At 63.4% G+C, this 21,845-nt stretch carries 18 protein-coding genes; 11 read left to right on the forward strand and 7 right to left on the reverse strand.

Annotated features, from left to right (window positions below; genetic code table 11):
• The first annotated feature begins 104 nt into the window (after nt 1–104).
• From KG722_RS01555 to KG722_RS01565, 3 genes are all read left to right on the forward strand, one after another.
• The gene (locus KG722_RS01555; RefSeq protein WP_213268824.1) at nt 105–1,244 is read left to right on the forward strand and encodes an 8-amino-7-oxononanoate synthase; all 1,140 of its coding nucleotides are present in this window, start codon (nt 105–107) and stop codon (nt 1,242–1,244) included.
• Nucleotides 1,226–1,894, forward strand: coding sequence for a dethiobiotin synthase (gene bioD, locus KG722_RS01560; protein WP_213268826.1), 669 nt, complete (start codon nt 1,226–1,228; stop codon nt 1,892–1,894). The genes KG722_RS01555 and bioD overlap by 19 nt, the downstream gene beginning before the upstream one ends.
• Nucleotides 1,895–2,082: 188 nt before the next feature.
• Entirely contained in the window at nt 2,083–2,643 is a 561-nt protein-coding gene (locus tag KG722_RS01565; RefSeq protein WP_213268828.1) for a TetR/AcrR family transcriptional regulator, read from the forward strand.
• A gap of 148 nt (nt 2,644–2,791) precedes the next feature.
• On the opposite strand, the gene KG722_RS01570 is transcribed toward KG722_RS01565, so the two are convergent.
• Together KG722_RS01570 and KG722_RS01575 are read right to left on the reverse strand one after the other, a co-directional pair.
• The gene (locus KG722_RS01570) at nt 2,792–3,091 is read right to left on the reverse strand and encodes a GntR family transcriptional regulator (protein ID WP_213268830.1); all 300 of its coding nucleotides are present in this window, start codon (nt 3,089–3,091) and stop codon (nt 2,792–2,794) included.
• A 447-nt stretch (nt 3,092–3,538) separates the two neighbouring features.
• A complete protein-coding gene (locus tag KG722_RS01575; RefSeq protein WP_213268832.1) occupies nt 3,539–4,114 on the reverse strand; it encodes a hypothetical protein in 576 nt (191 codons plus the stop codon).
• A 185-nt stretch (nt 4,115–4,299) separates the two neighbouring features.
• On the opposite strand from KG722_RS01575, the gene KG722_RS01580 reads away from it, so the two are divergent.
• Nucleotides 4,300–6,174: an ATP-binding protein gene (locus KG722_RS01580; protein WP_213268834.1), complete on the forward strand. Its 1,875-nt coding sequence runs from the start codon at nt 4,300–4,302 to the stop codon at nt 6,172–6,174.
• Nucleotides 6,175–6,180: 6 nt separating this feature from the next.
• Here KG722_RS01580 and KG722_RS01585 read toward each other — a convergent pair whose 3' ends face one another.
• Nucleotides 6,181–6,822 (reverse strand): response regulator transcription factor, encoded by a 642-nt coding sequence (locus KG722_RS01585; RefSeq protein ID WP_213268836.1) that lies wholly within the window; start codon nt 6,820–6,822, stop codon nt 6,181–6,183.
• 476 nt (nt 6,823–7,298) lie between these two features.
• Here KG722_RS01585 and KG722_RS01590 point away from each other — a divergent pair, with 476 nt between their 5' ends.
• From KG722_RS01590 to KG722_RS01610, 5 genes are all read left to right on the forward strand, one after another.
• Complete coding sequence (locus KG722_RS01590) at nt 7,299–8,801, forward strand: NAD(P)/FAD-dependent oxidoreductase (RefSeq protein WP_213268838.1); 1,503 nt, start codon at nt 7,299–7,301, stop codon at nt 8,799–8,801.
• Between the two features lie 58 nt (nt 8,802–8,859).
• On the forward strand, nt 8,860–10,236 hold the full coding sequence (gene mgtE / locus KG722_RS01595) for a magnesium transporter (RefSeq protein ID WP_213268840.1): 1,377 nt from the start codon (nt 8,860–8,862) through the stop codon (nt 10,234–10,236).
• Nucleotides 10,237–10,446: 210 nt separating this feature from the next.
• Nucleotides 10,447–11,592, forward strand: a complete 1,146-nt coding sequence (locus KG722_RS01600; protein ID WP_213268842.1) for a glycoside hydrolase family protein — start codon at nt 10,447–10,449, stop codon at nt 11,590–11,592.
• Nucleotides 11,593–11,631: 39 nt separating this feature from the next.
• A complete protein-coding gene (locus KG722_RS01605) occupies nt 11,632–12,804 on the forward strand; it encodes an isovaleryl-CoA dehydrogenase (RefSeq protein WP_213268844.1) in 1,173 nt (390 codons plus the stop codon).
• 41 nt (nt 12,805–12,845) lie between these two features.
• A complete protein-coding gene (locus tag KG722_RS01610; protein WP_213268846.1) occupies nt 12,846–13,766 on the forward strand; it encodes an alpha/beta fold hydrolase in 921 nt (306 codons plus the stop codon).
• Here the strand turns inward: KG722_RS01610 and KG722_RS01615 are convergent.
• The 3 genes from KG722_RS01615 to KG722_RS01625 form a co-directional block, all read right to left on the reverse strand.
• Nucleotides 13,759–14,247: an SRPBCC family protein gene (locus KG722_RS01615; RefSeq protein ID WP_213268848.1), complete on the reverse strand. Its 489-nt coding sequence runs from the start codon at nt 14,245–14,247 to the stop codon at nt 13,759–13,761. The genes KG722_RS01610 and KG722_RS01615 overlap by 8 nt on opposite strands.
• Before the next feature lie 135 nt (nt 14,248–14,382).
• Nucleotides 14,383–16,350, reverse strand: coding sequence for an ATP-binding protein (locus KG722_RS01620; protein ID WP_213268856.1), 1,968 nt, complete (start codon nt 16,348–16,350; stop codon nt 14,383–14,385).
• A gap of 104 nt (nt 16,351–16,454) precedes the next feature.
• On the reverse strand, nt 16,455–18,233 hold the full coding sequence (locus KG722_RS01625) for a patatin-like phospholipase family protein (protein ID WP_213268858.1): 1,779 nt from the start codon (nt 18,231–18,233) through the stop codon (nt 16,455–16,457).
• 123 nt (nt 18,234–18,356) lie between these two features.
• Between KG722_RS01625 and KG722_RS01630 the strand changes: the two genes are divergently transcribed.
• Nucleotides 18,357–19,964 carry a carboxyl transferase domain-containing protein gene (locus KG722_RS01630; protein WP_213268860.1) on the forward strand — a complete coding sequence of 536 codons (1,608 nt, stop codon included), beginning with the start codon at nt 18,357–18,359 and terminating at the stop codon, nt 19,962–19,964.
• A 58-nt stretch (nt 19,965–20,022) separates the two neighbouring features.
• On the opposite strand, the gene KG722_RS01635 is transcribed toward KG722_RS01630, so the two are convergent.
• A complete protein-coding gene (locus tag KG722_RS01635) occupies nt 20,023–20,517 on the reverse strand; it encodes a pyridoxamine 5'-phosphate oxidase family protein (RefSeq protein WP_213268862.1) in 495 nt (164 codons plus the stop codon).
• 286 nt (nt 20,518–20,803) lie between these two features.
• Here KG722_RS01635 and KG722_RS01640 point away from each other — a divergent pair, with 286 nt between their 5' ends.
• Nucleotides 20,804–21,832, forward strand: coding sequence for an acyltransferase (locus KG722_RS01640; protein WP_300998147.1), 1,029 nt, complete (start codon nt 20,804–20,806; stop codon nt 21,830–21,832).
• The last annotated feature ends 13 nt before the right edge of the window (nt 21,833–21,845 follow it).

The following is a 21,845-nucleotide window of genomic DNA, read 5'->3' on the forward strand; positions in this document are numbered from 1 at the left end:
AGCGCTCCTAAAGGGTCCGTTACTGCGGGCATTCGACGCTTGGCATGCCCCGCGTGCATCCCCTAGGACAGGCGCGGCGGAACGGCCAGAGGATTGTAAGCCCGATGACATCTTTTGAACGGCTGAACGCCTATGCCCGGCAGAAGCTGGGCCAGCTGGAAGCCACCGGGCAGCGCCGCAGTCTTGTGGAAACCGCCCGAGAGGCCGGTGGACGGGCCGCGCGGAGCGGGCAGGGCGTGATTTCCTTCTGCGACAATGACTATCTTTCCCTCTCCCATGACGCCCGCGTCATTCAGGCGGCAGCCGAAGCCGCCCGGCTTTATGGCGCAGGCAGCGGCGGGTCGCGGCTCATCACCGGGAATCACCCGCTGAACGCGGCGCTCGAATCGCGGCTGGCGCGCCTCAAGGGCACAGAAGGCGCGCTTGTGTTCGGATCGGGGTTTCTGGCCAATCTGGGGACGATCCCGGCGCTGGTGGGCAAAGGCGACACCATCGTGATGGATGAGCTCGCCCATGCCTGCATGCATGGCGGGGCGAAGCTTTCAGGGGCTGAGTTGCGCCTTTTCCGGCACAATGACGTGGCCGATGCGGCCCGGCAGATCGAGGGGGCGCCCGGGCAGGTGCTGGCGCTGACCGAGACGGTGTTTTCGATGGACGGGGATGTCGCGCCGATAGCCGAGCTTGGCGCGCTGGCCGAGGCCACCGGAGCGTGGCTGATGACCGATGATGCCCACGGGCTCGGCACCGTGAAAACGGACAATCCGGCGCAGGTCCAGATGGGCACGCTGTCTAAGGCGGTGGGCGGGTATGGCGGCTATGTCTGCGGGCCTGCGGCGCTGATCGACCTGCTGACGAACCGGGCGCGAACCTTTGTTTATACGACGGGCCTGCCACCCGCGGTGCTGGCGGCAGCGGTTGCGGCGCTGGACGTGATGGAGGCTGAACCCTGGCGCGGGGCAAAGGCGAGCAGACACGCCGCGCTGTTCTGCGAGCTTGCAGGTCTTCCGGCGCCGTCCAGTGTGATCGTGCCGATCATCCTCGGGCCCGAAGCCGAAGCGCTGCGGGTGTCGGCCGCCTTGCTGGAGCGCGGATATCTCGTGACGGCGATCCGGCCGCCGACTGTGCCGGCGGGCACAGCACGGCTGAGGGTGACCTTTGCCGCAGGTCATGAGGAGGCCGATGTGCGCGCCTTTGCAGGCGCGCTGACAGACATACGGGAGAAGGCATGCGCGGTTACTTCGTAACGGCTACCGGCACCGATATCGGCAAGACGTATGTGAGCGCGTCGCTGCTGTCGGTGTGGCGGGCGCAAGGACAGACTGTTGCCGCGACCAAGCCGCTGATGAGCGGGTTTGACGAGGACACGCTGGAGCAGTCTGACGCCGGAAGATTGCTTGTGGCCATGGGGCAGGCGGTGACACCTGCGTCAGTTTCTGAGATTTGCCTGCACCGGCTGGCACCGCCTCTGGCGCCGAATGTCGCGATGCGGCAGGCCGGAATTTCCCAAAACTACAATGAAATCCTGCGCTTTGTCGAAGGCAGGCTGAAGACCTGTGAAGGCTGTCACCTGGTCGAAGGGGCCGGAGGCGTGATGTCTCCGGTGACGGACACTACGCTGCAGATTGATCTGATGGCGGATTTGCGACTGCCAGTCATTCTTGTGACTGCGCCCTACCTCGGCTCGATCAGTCACACGCTGTCGGCGCTGGAAGTGCTTGAGGCGCGGGGGCTGGACGTTTCTGCAGTGGTTGTTTCACAACCTTCCGTGCACGGCTCAGATCCTGTGTCATTTTCCGAAGAATTGAATCGATTCAGGGATGTAAACCTGTTTTTAGTTCCTCATGCTAGCGTTGCCCCGGTTGCTGATCTGGCGCGTCACCTGCGGGGATCCTGAATTTACGTTCGCCTTGTGTTTGAACCGTCGCCCACTTCTGATATGGTTCTACGTATAAGTACTGAGTGACCCGATCTGGCCTCACCGTCATTTGGGAGGCACAGCATTACTTGTCCGGAGAAGGTCAGATGGCGGACGAACAGTCCGGGAAATATGAGAGGCGGTCGCAAAAGGATCGCAGCGAGAGCATGCAGCGGCGTGTCCTGGATGCGACATTGCGGTGTATCGGCGAGCAGGGCTATCTCGGCGTTTCGCTTCAGGACATTGCCGAAATGGCGGGTGTTTCCCGCGGGGCCATCACCCATCACTACCCGAGCAAGATCGACCTGACATCGGCGGCGATCCAGCATTTCGTCCAGTGGCGTTATGAGCGCGTGTATGCGGCGTTCGAAGGCAGGGAAAGCATGGAGCTGCCCGAGCGGCTGGATATCCTATGGAAGGAATTCCAGTCGATCTTTCCGATTACCTTCGAGCTGATCGTGGCGCTGCGGGCGGACGAGGATTTGCTCGCGCTCTATCAGCGCAGCGCCAAGGGACGCCTTGAGGAGATCACAACGGGATATGATGATTTCTTCCCCGAGCTTTCCGGTATGAAGGTTTCCGGCGTCGTGATCGCTGTCATGGCCGCCTTCTATCGCGGCGCCTATATCGAGTCCGTGACGCGCGATCCGGCCTATATCGAGGAAATGCGAACTGTGTTTCAAGCCATGCTGGCGGCCTATCTGGCCACAGACAGGAAAGCGGCCTGAGCTGCGCCAGCCTCTGAGACAGGCATCCTTTCAGCCGGCGTTCTTGTCGCCCATCACCACGAACATGGCTTGCATGGCGGCGCGACCCTCGCCCCTGGCGATAGCTTGGGCGACGACGCGGTGGCTCGCGATGTCGTCCAAACAGTCCTCATCGGGCTGCAGCGTCAGCGCCGTCGAATGCGGTGCGGATAGCCTCCTTTTCAGCCGCGGTTGCCTGCTGGGCGGCGTGGGGCTCCAGCAGGCACCCGACTTCGTAGGATTGCTGCCCTTCCTGCACGTCGATCGAGGTGACGATCGTGCCGGAACGGGGGCGGCGCAGCACCACCCCCTCGAGCGACAGGCGGGCAAGCGCGTCGCGCACACCGGCGACGCCGAGAATATACTGGTCTGCCAGGCCAAGCTCATCCAGCCGGGCGTTCGGGGGAAGGATACCAAGGATGATATCCATCAGGATCTGGTCATAGGCCTTCGATTTCTGCAGGTCCGGGGCCCAGTCTTGCGTGTTGCGGACGTCCCGGAAGCCTTGCTGAAGTGCCCGCGCCCGGGTGTCGCAAGGCTTTGGCCTGCCCCTTGTTGCCCATATTGTTCGCTCCCTTGTTCCTGCGCACTTGCTGTGCTGTCAGGCCCAGTTTTTTTATCGGCGTATGGCGCCCGTTCCAGATATCGTCCGATCCGGGGCGGGCATCTTCGGCGTTTTGTTGGGGCCTGCAACGCTGGCACCTCAAAACAAAGCAAGGAGACGTCCAGGCGCGCGCCGGGCTTCCGGCTGACAGCTCACCGAAGACAGGATCTTAACCGGGACGCCCGAGGCAGAAAAAAGGGCCGCAACCCTGCTACAGGTTGCGGCCGCTCCAGGACATGACGCGCTTAGAAGCGATACGAGAGCGAAGCTCCATCAGGGCGAGGTTACGTCCACATCCGTAACAGCGCTCATGCAGGCAAGGGCCTCTTCGAGATCGGCAAGCATCAAATCTGACTGGCTGATCATGGCCATGACCAGCGCCGGGCCGGAGGGGGGGAGGGCATCGAGCTGTAGCGGGGTGACCTGGCGGCTGCCGGAGACAAACCAGATCTGGCCGCCGGAAACATTGACGTCGCCGCGCCGGGCGAGCGCTGCGCGCAACTCTTCCAGGCTCTTGTGAGAGCCTGCAGCAGAATCGCGGATCGTAATGCCATTGAGGAAGAGGGCGCGCAGGTCAGCAGCGGACTGTTCATCGCCGTTGCGGCGGGCGCGGGTGGAACCGGTCAGGGCGCGGGCAGTGAAGACGGCGGCGTTGGTCTGGAGCTGGGCGCTGTGGCCCGAGCACTGGCTGGCATCATTATAGAGTTTTTGAAATTTGGGAGGCTGGGAGCCGAAGAGCTCCCCGGGCGGGGTCAGGACCGGCGCGCTACCGCCGGACTGCGCAAGGGCTGGAAGAACGCACAGCAGGGCGGCGAGGGCGGCAGTCAGAAGGTGTTTGGGGCGGGCCATTCGGGTTCCTCCGGCAGGCAGTCAGTATGGCGGGACACGGGAGCCGGGCGCAAGGCAGGGGCGCCCCCCTGTTCCGGGGATGGACCGGGCAGCCGGTCTGCGCTGCTGGCAGCAGCTGGCAGCAGTTTACATCCTGAGCGGGGCAGCTTCAGATGGGCAAGGTGATTATGGGGAAACGCGCAGGCATGACACCGCAGGATCTGAATACGCCGCTGGTGCGCTTTGCGGTGCCGGCTCTGCTGGTGGTGGCGGTGACGGGGGGGATGGCGCTCTGGGCGCTGCAGCCGGCGGCGGGGTGGACCGGGGAGGTCAGCGCCTGGCGGTCGCCGTTTGGGGTGTCGCCGGGTTTGTGGGTGTCGCTTCTGGTCGGGTTTGGCGCAAGCCTTGTGTCGGCCTGGGTCTGGGCGCTGAAACCGGCAGACCCGGCGGCGATCCTGTTTGCCGTGAGCGGGCTGACGACGCTGATGTTCACGGCGGCCGGGACGGTTTGGCTGTTTGCCATGGTGTTGCCGGACGGGGCGTATTTCACGGCGGCGGTCATCAACTGTATCGGTGCGTCAGGCTTTGGCATTGTGATGATGTGCCTGTTCCTGATCTATCCGGTGAAGCTGCCGGGGTGGCGCTGGCTGATGGCGGCGACCGTGCTGGGCTTTGGCGGGGTAACCTATTGGGTGATGTTTGGTCCGTCGCCTGACTTCATGCTGGTACATCCGATCACCTTCTGGGAGATGGTGGGCATCTTTGTTCTGGTGGCCTGGCAGATCCTCGCGACGAAAGACGATCCGGCGCAGCGCTCGATTGCGCTCTGGCTGGGCGCGGTGGTGGTGCTGGGTGCGGGCGGGTTCATCTCGACGGTGGCGTTTCCGTATACGTTCGGGTTCACCCCGCTGCTCGACGAGAACATCGCGTTCGGATTTTTCCTGCTGATCTATGCGGCGCTGACGGTCGGGCTCATGCGCTTCCGGGTGTTTGGACTTGGGGGCTGGGCGTTCCAGCTGATGTTCCACTTCCTGGCGGCGCTGGGCGTGCTGGCGCTGGATGTGGCGCTGATCGGGCTCTTGTCGTTCGAGCCGGGGGCGGCGTTCTCGATTGCCTTGCTGCTGGCGGCGGCCGTGTATCTGCCGCTGCGCAGCCTGGCCTGGCGCAAGCTTTCCGGGCAGGCGCGGCCGGACGAAGCCGAGCTCTTCCGCGCGGTGATCGACATTGCGCTGCGCCCGAGCGGGGAGGAACGCGCAGAGCGCTGGCGCAAGCTGATGCGGGACGTGTTCGGGCCGCTGGAGATAAAGGCGGCGGAGATGGGCGAGGCGCGCGTGCGGGTGGAGGAAGAGGGGACGCTGCTGCTGTTGCCCGCAGTGGCGGATTCGCCGGCGCTGAGCCTGCGCTATCGCAATGGCGGGCGGGCGCTCTATTCGCCCAGGGATGTGGCGCTTGCCGGGCAGATCGTGAAGCTGATGCGGTATACGGAGGAAAATCGCAACGCCTATGACCGGGGCGTGTCCGAAGAGCGGGCACGGATCGCGCGGGACATTCACGACAATATCGGCGCGCAGCTGCTGCGGGCGCTGCACTCACGCGAGACGGGCCGGAAGGATGCGATGATCCGCGAGACGCTGACCGACATCCGCGACGTGATCAACAATGCGCAAGGCGCCGAAGCGCCGATGGAGGATGTGCTGGCAGACCTGCGGGCGGAGACGGCAGACCGGCTCGAGCCGCATGACATCGCGCTGAGCTGGAATCTGCAGGCGGCGCCGGGCGTGCTGCTCTCGCGGCAGAAAGTTCATGCGTTGCGGGCGCTGATCCGTGAGGCAGTGAGTAACACAATCAAGCATTCCCGGGCACGGTCGGTGGATGTGTCCATTCATCTGGATGCGGACTGGCTGTCCCTGAAAGTCGCCGATGATGGCAAAGGGCTTCCGGCCCAGACCGCGTCGCTGGGCAACGGGCTTGGCAACATGAAGATCCGTGTCGAGCGTTTCGGAGGCGACATATCGCTGGAGGGCGGGGAGGGCACATGCCTTGCCGCGCGCATTCCGGTCTACGAAATAGCGGCGGAGTAAGCCCGGTCAGGTCCGGTCGGTGGTCAGGCCCATGCGGGTGGCGTGCCAGGAGGCCTCGGCGCGGGAGGAAATGCCGAGCTTGCGGTAGATGCCCTTGATATAGCTGGCGACGGTGTTCTCGCTGAGGTCCAGCGCGCGGGCGACTTCGCCATTGCGCATGCCCCGTCCGATGAGGGCGAGCACATCGCGTTCGCGGGCGGTAAGATCATCATCGGGCGCGACCGGGCCGGTGAGGCGGAAATGATCCATGATGCGCCGTGCGATGGAGGGCGAGAGGGCGGGCACGCCGTCTGCGATCTGTCGCAGCTGGCGGATCAGGCTATCCTGCGGCTGGTCCTTGAGGAGATAGCCATTGGCGCCGGCCGACAGCGCGCCGACGATCCATGCATCGTCGCCCATCACGGTGGTAATGACGCAGATCGTGTCGGGGCTTTCCTGCTTAACCCTGCGCAGCACATCAAGGCCTGAGCCATCCGGCAGGCCAAGGTCGAGCATCGCCAGATCGAACGTCGCATGGGTGGCGGCCGTGACGCCGCCGCGCACGCTGCCTTCCTCGTGGATCGAGCAGCCGGGGAAGGCTTCGCGCGCGATCTCGCAAAGCCATGCGCGGGTTTCCGCGATATCTTCAAGGATCAGGAGGCTTTTCAAGGGGTTTGTCCTTTCCTCTTCGGCGCGGGTCCTCTTCGGCGCGGGACGGTAACCGGCCAGCCAATGCAGGGGAGATGATACCATCATAGAGGGAAGATGACGGTTTGCCGATCCACCGGAACAGGGGGGCGGGCAAAGGGACCGTCGCCTGCGGTTTTTCCCCCTGAACAGGGGGAGGACGCGCCGCCCGGGGCGTTCTAAGCAGGATACAAGCTCATGCTTCCGGGGGGACGCATGTGGGCCCTGTTTACGCGCACTCTGCTGACACTGCCTTTCTGCGGAGATGAGGGCCGAAGACCCCGGCCTCACTCCGCAGGTTTTTCCTCCCCGCCGCTGCGTAAAGACAGCCGATTTCCCTTGCTTGCCTTTGGGTCATCTAGGGCCGTTTACGTATTCACCGGCCTTCCTCCCAGGGCAAATTTGCAGGCAAGTTCAATGGCTCCGCGTTCCAAGAGACGGGGCCCAGGGAGGAATGCATGGCGGATACCGCAGCGGTCAAAGAGCGCAAAGCCAAGTCAAAGGTTGAGCATTTCGATGTGCTGATCGCCGGCGCAGGCATTTCCGGGGTGGGCGCGGCCTATCATCTCAAGACGCAGACGCCGAAGAAGAAATTCGTGGTGCTCGAGGCCTATGAGAGCTTTGGGGGCACCTGGTACATGCACCGCTATCCCGGCATCCGGTCTGACTCCGATCTCTACACGTTCGGCTACCGCTTCAAGCCCTGGGTCGGCCCGCCGATCGCGAGCCGGGAAGAGATCCTGAAATACATGGGCGAGGTGATCGAGGAAGCCGGTCTGGCCGAGCATATACGCTATCGCCACAAGATCTGCTCGGCGAGCTGGTCAAGCGCGAAGAAGAAGTGGACGGTGAAGGCGGAAAACCTTGAGACCGGGGACGTGCTGACCTTCACGGCGAACTTCCTCTGGATGTGTCAGGGCTATTATAATCACGCGCAGGGCTATACGCCCGAATGGCCGGGGATGGCTGATTTCAAGGGCGAGATCGTGCATCCGCAGAGCTGGCCCGATGATATGGACCTCACCGGCAGGAAGGTGATCTGCATCGGCTCGGGCGCGACAGCGGCAACCGTGGTGCCCGCTATTGCGGGCAAGTGTGAGCATGTTACGCTGCTGCAGCGCTCGCCCACCTATTTCATCCCGGCACGGAATGAAAACGTGCTGGCTGACGAGCTGCGCATGCTGGGCGTGGACGATGCGTGGATCCACGAGATCGTGCGGCGCAAGTACAACCATGACCAGGCAGAATTCACCCGGCGCTCGTTTGAGGAGCCTGAGGTCGTGCGTCAGGAATTGCTGGACGGGGTAAAGGCGTGCCTGCCGGAAGACTTCGACATGAGCCATTTCACCCCCAGCTACCGCCCCTGGCGGCAGCGGATCGCGTTTGTGCCGGAAGCCGACCTTTTCGAGGGCATCAAGGCGGGACAGGCGAGCGTGGTGACCGATCATATCGACCGGTTCACGGAAAAAGGCATCCTGCTGAAATCCGGCAACGAACTGGAAGCCGATGTGATCATCACGGCGACCGGGTTTGACCTCTCCGTGCTGGGGAACATTCCGTTCGAGGTGGACGGCGAGCCCGTCGACTGGTCGAAGACCATCACCTATCGCGGGATGATGTTTACCGGCGTGCCCAACCTCGCCTGGGTGTTCGGCTATTTCCGGGCAAGCTGGACCCTGCGCGTGGACATGATGGGCGATCTCATCTGCCGCCTGCTGAAGCATATGGACAAGAAGAAGGTGAAGCAGGTGGAAGTCGCCCTGCGGGCGCAGGACCACAATATGGAAATCCTGCCCTGGATCGACGAGGCCAACTTCAATCCCGGATACCTCGCCCGCTCGATGCACCTGATGCCAAAGCGCGGCACAACGCGCGACTGGCAGCACACGCAGGACTACTGGCGGGAGAAGGACGAATTCCCGAAGATCGACCTCGACGGGGAAGAATTCCGTTACAGTTGAGGCAACTGTGAGCGCCTGCTCTTGCCGGGGGTAGCCAACCCCGGCATGAGTGGCGCCAATGACCGATACCAGCACCTTCACCCAGCAAGAGCCAGGCGGCCTTGATCCTGTCCTGCTGACGGACATCGCCGACGCTGTCGACGAGCGGGACACACGCTGGCTGTCGCGCACCCTGAGGCGGCTGCATCCGGCCGACGCGGCCGATGCGCTGGAATCGCTGCCCTATGACATTTTCGAGGAGGCCATCGGCCTTCTGGGCGGGGACCTGCCGTCCGAAATCCTGATCGAGCTGCGCGATGCCTACCGCGAAGGCGCCGTGGACGTGCTGCCCGACGGAGCGGTGGCGCAGGCGCTCGACGAGCTGGACTCAGACGATGCAACGACCATTCTGGAAGACCTTGAAGACGACCGCCGCGAACGCATCCTTGAGGATTTCGCCCCGGTGGACCGGGCAGAGCTTGAGCGCAGCCTTGCCTATGAGGAGGATTCGGCCGGCCGCCTGATGCAGACGGAATTCGTGGCAGTGCCCGAATTCTGGACAGTGGGCGAGACCATCGACCATGCCCGCGGGCGCGGCGAGGAGCTGCCCGAGACATTCTACGAGATCTATGTGATCGACCCGGCGCACCGCCTCCTGGGCATCGTGCAGCTGTCTGCGCTGATGCGGCAGCCGCGCGACACGGCGCTGGAGGACATCATGGAAGACCCCATGACGACCCTGACGCCGGACCTTGACCAGGAAGAGGTGGCGTTCCGCTTCCAGAAATACTCGCTGGCGTCTGCGCCGGTGACCGACAGCGCCGGGCGGCTCGTGGGGATGATCACGGTCGACGACATGGTCGACGTTATCCAGGAAGAGCATTCGGAAGACCTGCTCGCCCTCTCCAACGTGTCGTCGGCGGACGCCTCCGATACGGTGTTCGAGACGGTGAAGGCGCGGGTGCCGTGGCTGGGCGTGAACCTGCTGACGGCGTTTATCGCGTCCGGGATCATCGCCATGTTTGAGGGCGCCATCGAGCAGATCGTGGCGCTGGCGATCCTGATGCCGGTTGTGGCGGCGCTGGGCGGCAATGCCGGCAGCCAGGGGCTGGCCGTGGCGGTGCGCGCGATTGCGACGCGTGAACTGGACGGGACAGCCGCGCGGCGGGCGGTTCTGCGCGAAACCCTGGCGGGGCTGATCAACGGCCTGATCATCGGGGTAGGTGTTGGCGTAGCGGCGCTGATCTGGTTCCAGGATCTGAAACTGGCCGGCGTGATCTCGGTTGCGATGCTGGGCACCTTCATCTGGGCGGGCCTTTCGGGTATCCTTGTCCCGCTCAGCCTGAAAAAGCTCGGCGCGGACCCGGCGGTGGCCTCGTCGGTTTTCGTGCTGACACTGACCGATGTGATGGCTTTTTTCAGCTTCCTGGGCCTTGCGAGCCTCGTCCTCTTGTAAATTGGCCATATTCGCGCCGAATCTCACCTTTCTGGGGAAAAGGCGCGCCTTTTGCAGGGTGTCCCTGTAGGCATTTCGCCTGTTGTACCAGAATGGGAGCAACGGACTTTGGGTGGGCCGCTTCGCACATCTGCCAGGGGACTCGAGCTGATCAAAGGCTTCGAGGGCTTTCGGCCGCGCGCAAGCAGGCTGCCGGATGGGCGATGGATTGTGGGCTATGGCCATACGCGCACGGCGCGGGCCGGCTTGGCTGTGAGCCCACAGGACGCCGAACTGGTGCTGGCACATTCTGACCTTCCCCAGATCGAGCAGCTGATCCAGGACGAAGTGCTCGCCCCGCTGACCCAGAACGAATTTGACGCGCTGGTCTCCTTTGCCTGGAATATCGGGGCAGGCGCGTTCCAGTCCTCCAGCGTGCTCTCGAGCCTCAATGAAGGCGACCGGCTGGCGGCGGCTTCGGACATGTGGCTGTGGCGCAAGGGACGCGTCGGCGGTGAGGTGAAGATCATCGACGCGCTGGTGCGCCGGCGCGCGGCGGAGATTTCGCTGTTCCTGACGCATCCCTCCGGGCCTGCTGCCGTGCCTGGCGCGCTGATACGGCCGATCCCCGAAGATGGTGGCCAGCCTTTCCCGCAGCCGCCCGAACATACCGTCATCATTGAAGCGCGCGGTGAGGGTGACCCTGAAGCGCCGCGCGCCCGCGCAGCAGACACGGCGCCCCGCGCCGCGGCCCGCGCCGTGAGCGAGCGGATTGCGCGTATCCTGGGCGAGAGCCCGCCGCCGCCGCCCTCCACGCCCACCCGGCCGCTGGCGCCGGGCGAGGAAGGCCCGAGCGTCGAAGAGATCACCCGGGCGATTGCCGATCTGGCAGGGCCTGGCGATGAGGTGCCCCCGCCGCCGCCCCCGGGCACTGCGAAGGGCCCGCCCGATGGCGTGGAGCGCCGCCGCACCGCGCGGCCTGCGTCTCCCCCGCCCGTCCAGCCGACGCTGGCGCCAGTGACAGCGGCCCCGCTTGCGCCCGAGGCGCCGCTGCCGCCGGCCGAGGGCGTGATCGTGGACGATCTGGCGCCTGTGGAAATCGACACGAACGGGATCGAGCGCGCGCTGAAAGAGAATGGCCATGCCCCGCATGCCAACGGCGCTGAAGCGCTGGGCCGTTGGGTGCCGTATGCCCTTCTCTCCGGGCTGGGGCTTGTGAGCCTCGTTCTGGGCGTGCGGGAGCTGGTCGAGGCGGCTTCAGAACCGGCGCTTTACGAGGGCGAAGCCTGGCTTGGGCCGCTGCTTTCGCTGGGCGGCGGGTTCCTGTTTGTGGTGGCCACTTATTACCTCTACCGCGCAATGACGCAGGACGAGTGAACCGGTGACAGGCGGGCAGGTTCTTGCTAGGGCAAGGCCATGCTGACGAACACATATCCCTCTCTGAACTTCGATCTCGGTGAAACTGCGGACATGATCCGCGAGACCGTGAAAAACTTTGCCCAGAATGAAATTGCCCCGCGCGCCGCCGAAATCGACCGGACGGACAAGTTTCCGCGCGATCTCCTGCCGAAAATGGGGGAGCTTGGCCTCCTCGGCATTACGGTGGAAGAGGAATGGGGCGGCACGGGCCTTGGCTATCTGGAACATGTCGTGGCGATGGAGGAAATCTCCCGCGCCTCTGCCTCGGTCGGCCTCTCTTACGGGGCGCACTCGAACCTCTGCGTCAACCAGCTGCGCCGCTGGGGCAATGACAGCCAGAAAGCCCGCTACCTGCCCAAGCTGATCTCGGGCGAGCATCTTGGCAGCCTCGCGATGAGCGAGAGCGGTGCGGGATCGGACGTTGTGTCGATGAAGCTGCGCGCCGACAAGAAGGGCGACCGCTATGTGCTGAGTGGCACGAAGATGTGGATCACCAATGCTCCGGATGCGGACACTCTGGTGGTGTATGCCAAGACCGACCCGAATGGCGGCTCGAAGGGCATCACGGCGTTCCTGATCGAGCGGGGCTTCAAGGGGTTCTCGGTGGCGCAGAAGCTCGACAAGCTGGGCATGCGCGGCTCGGAAACCGGCGAGCTGGTGTTTGAAGACTGCGAAGTGCCCGAAGAGAATGTAATGGGGCCGGTAGGCGCGGGCGCCCGTATCCTGATGAGCGGGCTCGACTATGAGCGCGCCGTGCTTTCGGCCGGGCCGACGGGCATCATGCAGGCGTGCCTCGATGTCGTGATCCCCTACATCCATGACCGGAAACAGTTTGGCCAGTCCATCGGCGAGTTCCAGCTGGTGCAGGGCAAGCTGGCGGACATGTATGTGCAGATGAATGCGGCAAAAGCCTATGTCTATGCCGTCGCCAAGGCGTGCGACCGGGGCGAGACAGCGCGCAAGGATGCCGCCGGCGCTATTCTGTATGCGGCCGAAACGGCAACGAAGCTGGCGCTCGACGCGATCCAGCTGCTGGGCGGCAATGGCTATATCAATGAATACCCGACCGGCCGCCTGCTGCGCGACGCCAAGCTCTACGAGATCGGCGCGGGCACGAGCGAGATCCGCCGCTGGCTGATTGGCCGGGAGCTGTTTTCGGAGACAGCATGAGGCGGCGGCGGCAGCGAGCGTTCACTGCCGCCGGATTGTTTGTGGGCGGACTTGTTATCCTGTTGGGCGTGGCTGTCGTGGTCGCGCGGACCGAGGCGCTTGAGCGCCGGGAGTTTCTTTCCGGGCAAAGCCAGATCGCGCAGACATCTTTCGGGGCTGTGGAATATGCCGTTCAGGGTGAAGGGCCGCCGGTTCTGGTGGTCCATGGCGCGGGTGGGGGATTTGACCAGGGACTGCTGCTGGCTGAAGCCATGGGCGGCGAGGGCTTCCGCTGGATCGCCGTTTCGCGGTTTGGGTATCTGCAAAGTTCTTTGCCGGAGGATACGTCTGCGGCAGCGCAGGCAGGTGCGCTCGCAGAGTTGCTCTCGCAGATGGGAATAGAGCGCGCTGATGTGCTGGCGATGTCTGGCGGTGTGCCACCGACGCTGCAACTGGCCGCCAGACACCCCCATCGGGTGGGCGCCCTGATACTGCTGTCACCTGCTCCGTTCACCCCGTTTGGCGGGGAGGTGGAAGGGCGGCCTATCCCCACCTCCTTCTATACGGCGATTGCCGGCAGTGACATCGGCTACTGGTCGATGCGGAAGCTGGCGCCGGGGGTGTTGAGATCGGCCTTTGATGCGCGCCCGGAATTGCTGACTGACGACGAAAGCCGGGCCTTTACGGATCGCCTCGTCGAGAGCTTCCTGCCGGCGTCCGGCCGGCTTGCAGGGATTCGAAATGAAGGCGCGGCAGTTGAACCTGGGGCGGTCTATAATCTTGAGGCGATCCGCGCGCCCGTGTTGGTGGTGCATGCCGCTGATGACCGGTTGAACCCCGTCGCCGTAGGCGAGGTCATAGCCAGTCAGATCGCAGGCGCCGAGTTCATTCGCTATGAGACGGGCGGGCACCTGCTGCTGGGGCATCATGAGGAGCTGCGGGCCAGAATTCAGGCGTTTCTCGAAGAAGCGGACCCTATTTGAACCGCTCCGGCTCAGCCGCGATGAGCGCTTCGAGTTTCGGCATGCCTTCTTTCAGGCCCTTGGTGAGCTGGGCGGTGACGAGGCCGCCGAGGACGAGCGGCGCGCTGGCCTTGCCCGACCAGTGCATTTCGCAGCCGCCTTCGACGGGCACGACGCGGTAGTCTTCGACAGCGGCGGAAACCGGCAGGCTGGAGCGCTCGAAGCGGAAGGCCATGCGGGCGCCTTCTTCCCAGGCGAAGAAGGTTTCCTCGATGACCTGGGGGCCCACCTCAACGGTGCGCGTGGTGCCCGGGCCAAAGGGTTTAGGGCTGGTCCAGGTGACTTTGGTGATTGGCAGCCACTGCGTCCAGGCCTGCGCGTCGAGCAGGGCGTTCCAGACCATTTCCGGCGGGAAGGGGAAACGGTGAACCACGCTCGATTGCTTTGCGGTGGCGAGGTAGTCCTCGGCGACGGCCTTGTGGGCTTTCAGCGGCTTGGTCATGTCATGTCTCCCGGGTAGCCCGCGCGGCTTTGCGGCGGGCAGGCTCTTTCCCGCACGACTATAGCCAGCATCAGCAAGCACCGTCTACGGAGCGACCCTGCCAGAGGCAGGGTCACCCTGCGTCACGCCGCAGCGTCAGCCTGCTGCGAGCAGGGCTTCGGTATCTTCCGAGGGCACACTCAGGATCTGGCTGATCACCGTGATCATGGTGCGCTCTTCGATCGGCTTGGAGACATAGCCGTCAAAGCCCTTGGCGAGGAACTTCTCGCGGTCACCCTGCATCGAATCGGCCGTCAGGGCGATCACCGGGACGAGCCGGTTGAGGCTGCCGGAGGTGCGCAGGCGCTTGAACGCTTCCTCGCCGTCGAGACCTGGCATATGGATATCCATCAGCACGAAGTCGAAGGTTTCCTTGGCCATGATTTCCAGGGCTTCATTGCCGTCGCAGGCTTCGCGGATGATGATGCCGTAATATTCCAGGAATGAACGGGCCACGCGGCGGTTGATGCCGTTGTCGTCGACCACAAGTGCGCGGCAGCCAGTGAGGCCGGTGCGCGCTGTGCGGACGGGCATCTGGATCATGTTCTTTGTGTCGCCGGCGTTGGCCGCTGAAGAATGCGCTACAAATTTCAGGGTAAAGATCGATCCGCGGCCAGCTTCGCTGACAGCCGTTACATCGCCGCCCATCATCCGGGCCAGGCGTCTTGTGATCGAAAGGCCAAGGCCCGTGCCGCCGAACTTGCGCGTGGTCGATCCGTCTTCCTGCGCAAAGCTCTCGAAGATGCGGTCCACCTTGTCGGCCGCAATACCGACGCCGGTATCTGAAACATGGATCACGACGCGGTGGTCGCCATTCATGATTGGCTCGGATGTGACCACGATCATGACTTCGCCCTTGGCGGTGAACTTGATCGCGTTGGAGACCAGGTTTCCCACGCACTGACGCACGCGAACAGGATCAAATAGCAGACGCGATGGAACGCTGGGATCAACAAACAGGCGGATGTTGATGCCTTTTTCCTTAGCCGCTGCCTCATGCAGCTTGAACAGGCCACTGAGCTTGTGGCGAAGATCACCGGGAACGGGGGAGAGGTCCATCCGCCCGGCCTCGATCTTGGAGAGATCAAGGATATCGTTGAGCAGAACCATCAGCGTGTTACCGGAATCAAGGATCACGCCGACCTGTTCAGCCTGCGCTTCGGTCAGTTTTCCGTGGGCCAGGACCTGCGCCATGCCGAGAACGCCGTTGAGCGGTGTGCGGATTTCATGGCTCATGTTCGCGAGGAATTCGGACTTCAGGCGGGTAGCCTGTTCGGCCCGGTTGAGGGCGTCACGCAACTCATGGGCTTTGTGGCGTTCTTCCCGCACATCGCGGATGTAGGTGATGAACACCATATCCTCCCGGTCGCCCCAGAGGGCGCTGGAGGTGGATGCCTGTACGCGGATTTTCTCGCCTTCGCGGCTGTACGCTTCGGCGTCGGAAACATGCCGGATCAGCTTTCCGCTCTCGATGTCGGAAACAACCTTGTTTCCCAGAGATCTTTGCGGATGGAAGGTTTTCACGCCAAAAAGGATGCCGACATCCTTGCCGATCAATTCGCCTTCGGAATACCCAAGGAGTTCGCAGATGGCATGATTGACGTAGTGGATGCGGCTTTCGCGGTCCGTAACGACAATGCCGTGGATGGCATGGTCGCAGGCGGCGCGCGCCAGGTTGAGCCGTTGCAGGGCAGCGTCGCGCTCTACGGCAAGTTCGGTGACTTCATGCGAGCAGGCCAGCGCGCCATGCTCTGTCGGCGTGATGACGGTTTTCATCACCTTGCCGAGCATCCTGGCGGCGCGGCCCTGGCCGGTGATGTAGGTGATGGGCTCGCCGGTCTCGATCACCTTGATGACGTTCTTCGTCATCTCCGATTCGCGATAGGCGGGGTCAAACTCAAACACCTGCATACCGACGATACTCCCGCCACCCGGCAGGATCGATTCGTTCATCAGGCGGTTTGCATCAATCCACTTCAGGTCGACGATGGTACCATCATCACTCCGCACGGGCGCGATTTCGCAAACAACAACTGGCAGCAGGTCGAAGAGACGTGCATCCATTGATTGATTCCTTGAGTGCCATCTGATTTTTATTGAATGGAAACCTGCGCCAACAAGCTTAATGTTGCGTTGACATTACAGGATGCGGGATGTCCGGCGCCGTTTCAGGTGGGGCAGCAGAGGGTGCGGATCTCGTGGTCTTTAAGGGCCGCCATGGCCGCCGTGTAGCCCGCCTCGACCGACTCGTCATAGGCTTTCCAGTCCCTGAGTTCGACATTGGGCAGTTCGGGCAGGATCAGGATGTCCGCAAGGTCTCTTGGAGTAAGGCGATCATCGCGGATGGTGGCTGCGCGCATGAGGAGGCCGGCGATGGGCGGGGGCGAGGAGAAACCATGCGTCAGCACCCAGCGCCAGAAGCTCTGCGGCTTGGCGAATTCCTCGCGGTTGAGGCCATCGGGCAGGGATGAGACGTCCGAACCGATGATGATGCCCTGATGCAGGTCGCGCATCGGCTCGACCGGGAAATTGTCGAGAACGGCGCCGTCCACGAGGATGTCGTTGCCATCCACGACCGGAGGAAGGATGCCCGGCAGGGAAATTGTGGCGCGCAGGGCCGTGCGCAGACTGCCGCAGCGATGCAGCTTTGCCTGGCCGGACGCGAGGTTGGTGGAGAGGGCGAAGAACGGGATCTGCAGGTCGCCGATGTCGATGTCGCCAAAATGCTCCAGCAGGCGCTGGTTCACACGCTTGCCCTTCACCATGCCGACGACAGGAAGGTTGTAATCGCCCAGCGGGTTTGACTCCACAAATGCCTTGCGAATGCGCCAGTCAATCTCGTGGTCGTCCCAGCCGATAGCGGCGCAGGCCGCGACGACGGCCCCCATGGAGGCACCGCCCGCAAAGTCGATCGGAATGCCAAGCTCGCGGATGGCGCGGATGGCGCCGATATGGCTGTAAGCGCGCGCGCCTCCGCCGGATAGGACGAGACCCACCGAGCGGCCGGTCATCACGCGGGCAAGACGCATGGCGTCTTCGCCATTGTCACCCTGCCAGTGGAAAAGGCGCTTGGCGCCCGCCGCCTGCATCCATTCCTGAGGGCGGGACGCACGGCGCTCGGCGCCGGGGTGGATCAGGATCACGTCGATCAGTTTCAGGCGCTGGGCCGGCGAGGTTTCTTCCGGCATCAGCGGCGTGGAAGGTCGCGCGTCCGAGCGGGCAAGCACCCAGATCCGGTCGGCCTGGCGTGTGGCGAGACGGAACCAGGGCGTGTCGCCGATGGGCGATATCAGGATGACGGCGTCGTTCTCTGTTTCGAGGGCGTCGAAGAAGGCTGCAGGTTTGCCGTCGCCTTCCTGTTCGCCGACAACAACCGCGCGTTTGCCGAAGCGGGCGAGCGCCGATTTGAGCGCCCGGGCCCGAAGGGCAAGGTCGATGGTCGGCGAGGTGGAGAGCAGGGTGTAGACCTTGGGCGGCGCGTCAGCGTTGCGCTGATCCCCCCGGCCGAGGCGGCGCAGGATGATGCGGATCATGCCTTCGAGCAGTTCCGGTTCGGACTTTACCAGAAGTTTCCAGCCTGCGCGGGACAGCGCGATCACTTCCGAATCGCGCAAGGCATAGACCGAGCCGGTATGGGGCGCGTCGTCGGGCGAGCCATTTCCGTTGGTGTCGGTCCCCCCGAGGAAGAGAGCCATCTCGCCGACAGGTTCGCCGGGGCGGATGTTGCCGATGAACTCGCCCTTGGCGCCGAAAGCCCCCAGCGAGCCGGACAGTACGAAATAGATGGAATCAGCTGGCTCCCCGGCCAGGAACAGCGGCTGACCGGCGGGAAGGGCAAACCAGCGCGCCTCCTTTCCAGCCGAGCGCATGGCCCGCTGGGAGACGTCCTTCAGAAGAGGGATCGTCTTGAGATCTGGGGTGAAGTCCTTACGCAGCAGGCCAAACATGCCCGGTTACCTGAATCCTCAAAGCAGTCGCTTCAAGACCCTTAACACAAAAGAGTTTACCAACGGGTGACAGCGCAGCGGCAGGGAGTTAATCCTGCCGCAACGAAAAGTAAGGGAGGGCCCATGCCGGTCCTGAAGTCTGCGCTGGATGTTTCCGGCGCCAAATTCGCTGCAAATCGCGCCGCCATGCAGGCGCTGGTCGAGGGATTGCGGGCCAGGACGGCGCAGGCTGCCCTGGGCGGTCCCGAAGACAGCCGCAAGCGCCATACCGAGCGGGGAAAGCTGCTGCCGCGCGAACGGGTGGAGCGCCTGATCGATCCGGGCAGCGCCTTCCTCGAGATCGGCGCGCTGGCTGCCAATGGCATGTATGACGGCGAAGCTCCGGGCGCAGGCCTCATCACCGGCGTCGGCCGCGTGGAAGGGCGCGAATGCCTGATCGTCTGCAATGACGCGACCGTCAAAGGCGGGGCCTATTTCCCGGTCACCGTGAAGAAACATCTGCGCGCTCAGGAAGTGGCGATGGAAAACCATCTGCCTTGCATCTACCTCGTCGATAGCGGCGGGGCGAACCTGCCCCACCAGTCCGAAGTCTTCCCGGACCGGGAGCATTTCGGCCGCATCTTCTACAATCAGGCCCAGATGAGCGCGAAGGGGATTCCCCAGATCGCCGCCGTGATGGGCAGTTGCACCGCGGGCGGGGCCTATGTGCCCGCGATGAGCGATGAGACCGTGATCGTGCGCAAGCAGGGCACGATTTTCCTGGGCGGTCCGCCGCTGGTGAAAGCGGCAACCGGCGAGGAGATTTCGGCCGAAGACCTTGGCGGGGCAGATGTGCATGCGCGCCGCTCGGGCGTTGCGGATCATTATGCCGCCCATGACGCCCACGCGCTCGCCATTGTGCGCTCGATTGTCCGTACGCTGGCAAAGCCCAAACCTCAGCCCCTCGAGATCCAGGCGCCCGCAGAGCCGCTCTATGATCCGCGCGAGATGCATGGGCTGGTCCCCCAGGATGTGCGCGAGCCCTATGACGCGCGCGAGGTGATTGCCCGCACGGTCGATGGCTCGGAGTTCCACGAGTTCAAGAAACTCTATGGCGAAACCCTCGTCTGCGGCTTTGCGCATATCTATGGCATGCCGGTGGCGATCCTTGCCAACAACGGCATCCTCTTCTCCGAAAGCGCGCAAAAGGCAGCTCATTTCATCGAACTCGCCGACCAGCGCCGCATTCCGCTCGTCTTCCTGCAGAATATCACCGGCTTCATGGTCGGGTCGAAATACGAAGCCGGCGGCATTGCCAAGGACGGTGCCAAGATGGTGACGGCAGTGGCAACGGCCAGCGTGCCGAAGTTCACTGTCGTCACCGGCGGCAGCTTTGGCGCGGGCAATTACGGCATGTGCGGGCGGGCCTATTCGCCGCGCTTCCTTTTCATGTGGCCAAACGCGCGCATCTCCGTGATGGGCGGCGAACAGGCGGCCAGCGTGCTCGCCACGGTCAAGCGCGACGGCATCGAGCGACGCGGTGGCCAGTGGAGCGCAGACGAAGAACAAGGCTTCAAACAGCCCATCCGCGATCTCTACGAAGCTGAAGGCAATCCGTACTTTTCCACCGCGCGCCTGTGGGACGACGGCATCATCGACCCGGCAGACACCCGCCGCGTGCTTGGTCTCGCCCTCTCTGCCAGCCTCAACGCGCCCTTTGGCGAACGCGGCTTCGGCCTGTTCCGCATGTAGGCAAAGCCCCTCTCCGCCATCTGGCGGGAGGGGCGACAGCCTTTGTCAGGTTACAGCGTCAGAGCTGCACCTGCCTGGTTTTGCCAAGGTCTGGCGTTTCGTCCTTCATATTGGCTTTGGCCACTTCAAACAGCACGCCGAGCATCGATTTGTCGGAGGCCCAGATTTCGGCGTCATGGGGCACGAATTTCAGCATCAGCATTTTCGGATCAGCCTTGCCGCCCGGATACCAGGCGTCGACCATCGGGCCCCAGAACTTGTCGAGGGTGGCTTGGTCATGATGCGGATGAAGAGCGCCGCGTAGGCAGGCCTGATAATCGTCATCGATATGACACATGTGCACGACGCCGGATGACTTCAGAACAGCCTTGCCAAGCTCGCTGGTATTGTCCGAGTAAAAATAGATGATACCGGCTTCTTCATCCACTTGCGGCGCCATCGGCTGCATGTGGTGGTCATGATCGGGCGAGCCGAGCATCACGCAGCGTGTGCCCTTGATTGCCTTGAGCAGCTGGCGCTGAGGGTTTTCTTCAAACTTTTTCAGATTGGCCATGTCAGTCTCCTTCTTGTCTGGGAGTCCAACGCAAGACCGGCGCCATTGTTCCGGATCTGACGCAAGCGCTGTTTTAACCTGCCACATTTTCGCCTCCAGTCTGTCGCGACTTTAACGCATCGATCCGGCCGCTCATGCGTCTTTAGGTCAAGGCGCCGGCCAACCCGGTGTCGCTGTCAAAGGCCTGCTTCCGGAAAAGGAAGGCAGGCCCTTTTTTTGGCTGCCCGGGACTGGACATTTGCGGCGGTCTGCCTTCGATGGCGCAGCAACATGTTCAGAGCCCCAAATGATGCCGCAACTGGCGAACCGGTTTGATTTCATTCGCCTGATGCTTGCAGCGGGCGTGTTCGTCTATCACAGCGTCGCTATCGGCGCGGCCAGGCCGGGCGGCCCGGCCGAGCTTGCGCTGGCCGGTCTTGCGGATGTTTCGATCCAGGGGTTTTTCATTGTGTCGGGCCTGCTGGTTGCCGGATCGCTCGACCGGGCCTCGAGCCTTGCCGACTATGCCGGCAAGCGCATCCGGCGGCTCTACCCGGCCTATGCTGCCGTAATCCTGCTGCCCGCGCTGATCAGCCTGTTGCTGACCCGGGAGGCAGGCGGCGTTGCAAGCTATCTCGGCGCAAATCTCGTTTTCCTGAACTTCCTCTCTCCCGCGCTGCCGGGCCTTTTTGAGGACAATCGCTATTCGGCGGTCAACGGCGCGCTGTGGACGCTCAAGATCGAGGTAATGTTCTATCTCGTCCTGCCGCTGATCCTCCTTGTGCTGAACAGGCTTAAGGCACTCTGGTGGGTTGGCATAGCTGCGCTCTATGTGGCTGGCGAAATCTGGGCGTATGTGTTGCCTCAGCTGGGCGCGGAAATGTATGGCGCTGAACTCAGCCGGCAGTTGCCGGGCCAGATGGCGTATTTCGCAATGGGCATTGCCTTGTGGAAAGCCTCTCCCGGCATCCAGCGCCGCTGGCGCGCGCTGGCTTTCTGCGGCACGGCGCTGCTGGGGGCAACCTTCCTGCATCCTGCACTGGAGCCGCTGCGCGCGTTTGCGCTGGCGGGCGTGATCGGGGCCGTGGCCTGGGCGCCGGGGCCGAAACTGAATGTCGCCCGCTTCGGCGATATCAGCTATGGCCTCTACATCACCCATTTCCCGATACTTCAGGCGCTCGCTGCCGCCGGGCTTGCAACCAGCCTCGGCCTTGCCGGCTTCCTCGCCCTTGCGACAGTGGCAACCCTCGCCGCCAGCTTCGCGCTGTGGCACCTTGTTGAGAAGCCAGCCTTGCGCCCATCCAGCCACTATCGCAGGGTGGCGGCAGAGACTTGAGAACAGGAAATTC

This window comes from Hyphomonas sp., assembly GCF_018402285.1.
Classification (GTDB): domain Bacteria; phylum Pseudomonadota; class Alphaproteobacteria; order Caulobacterales; family Hyphomonadaceae; genus Hyphomonas.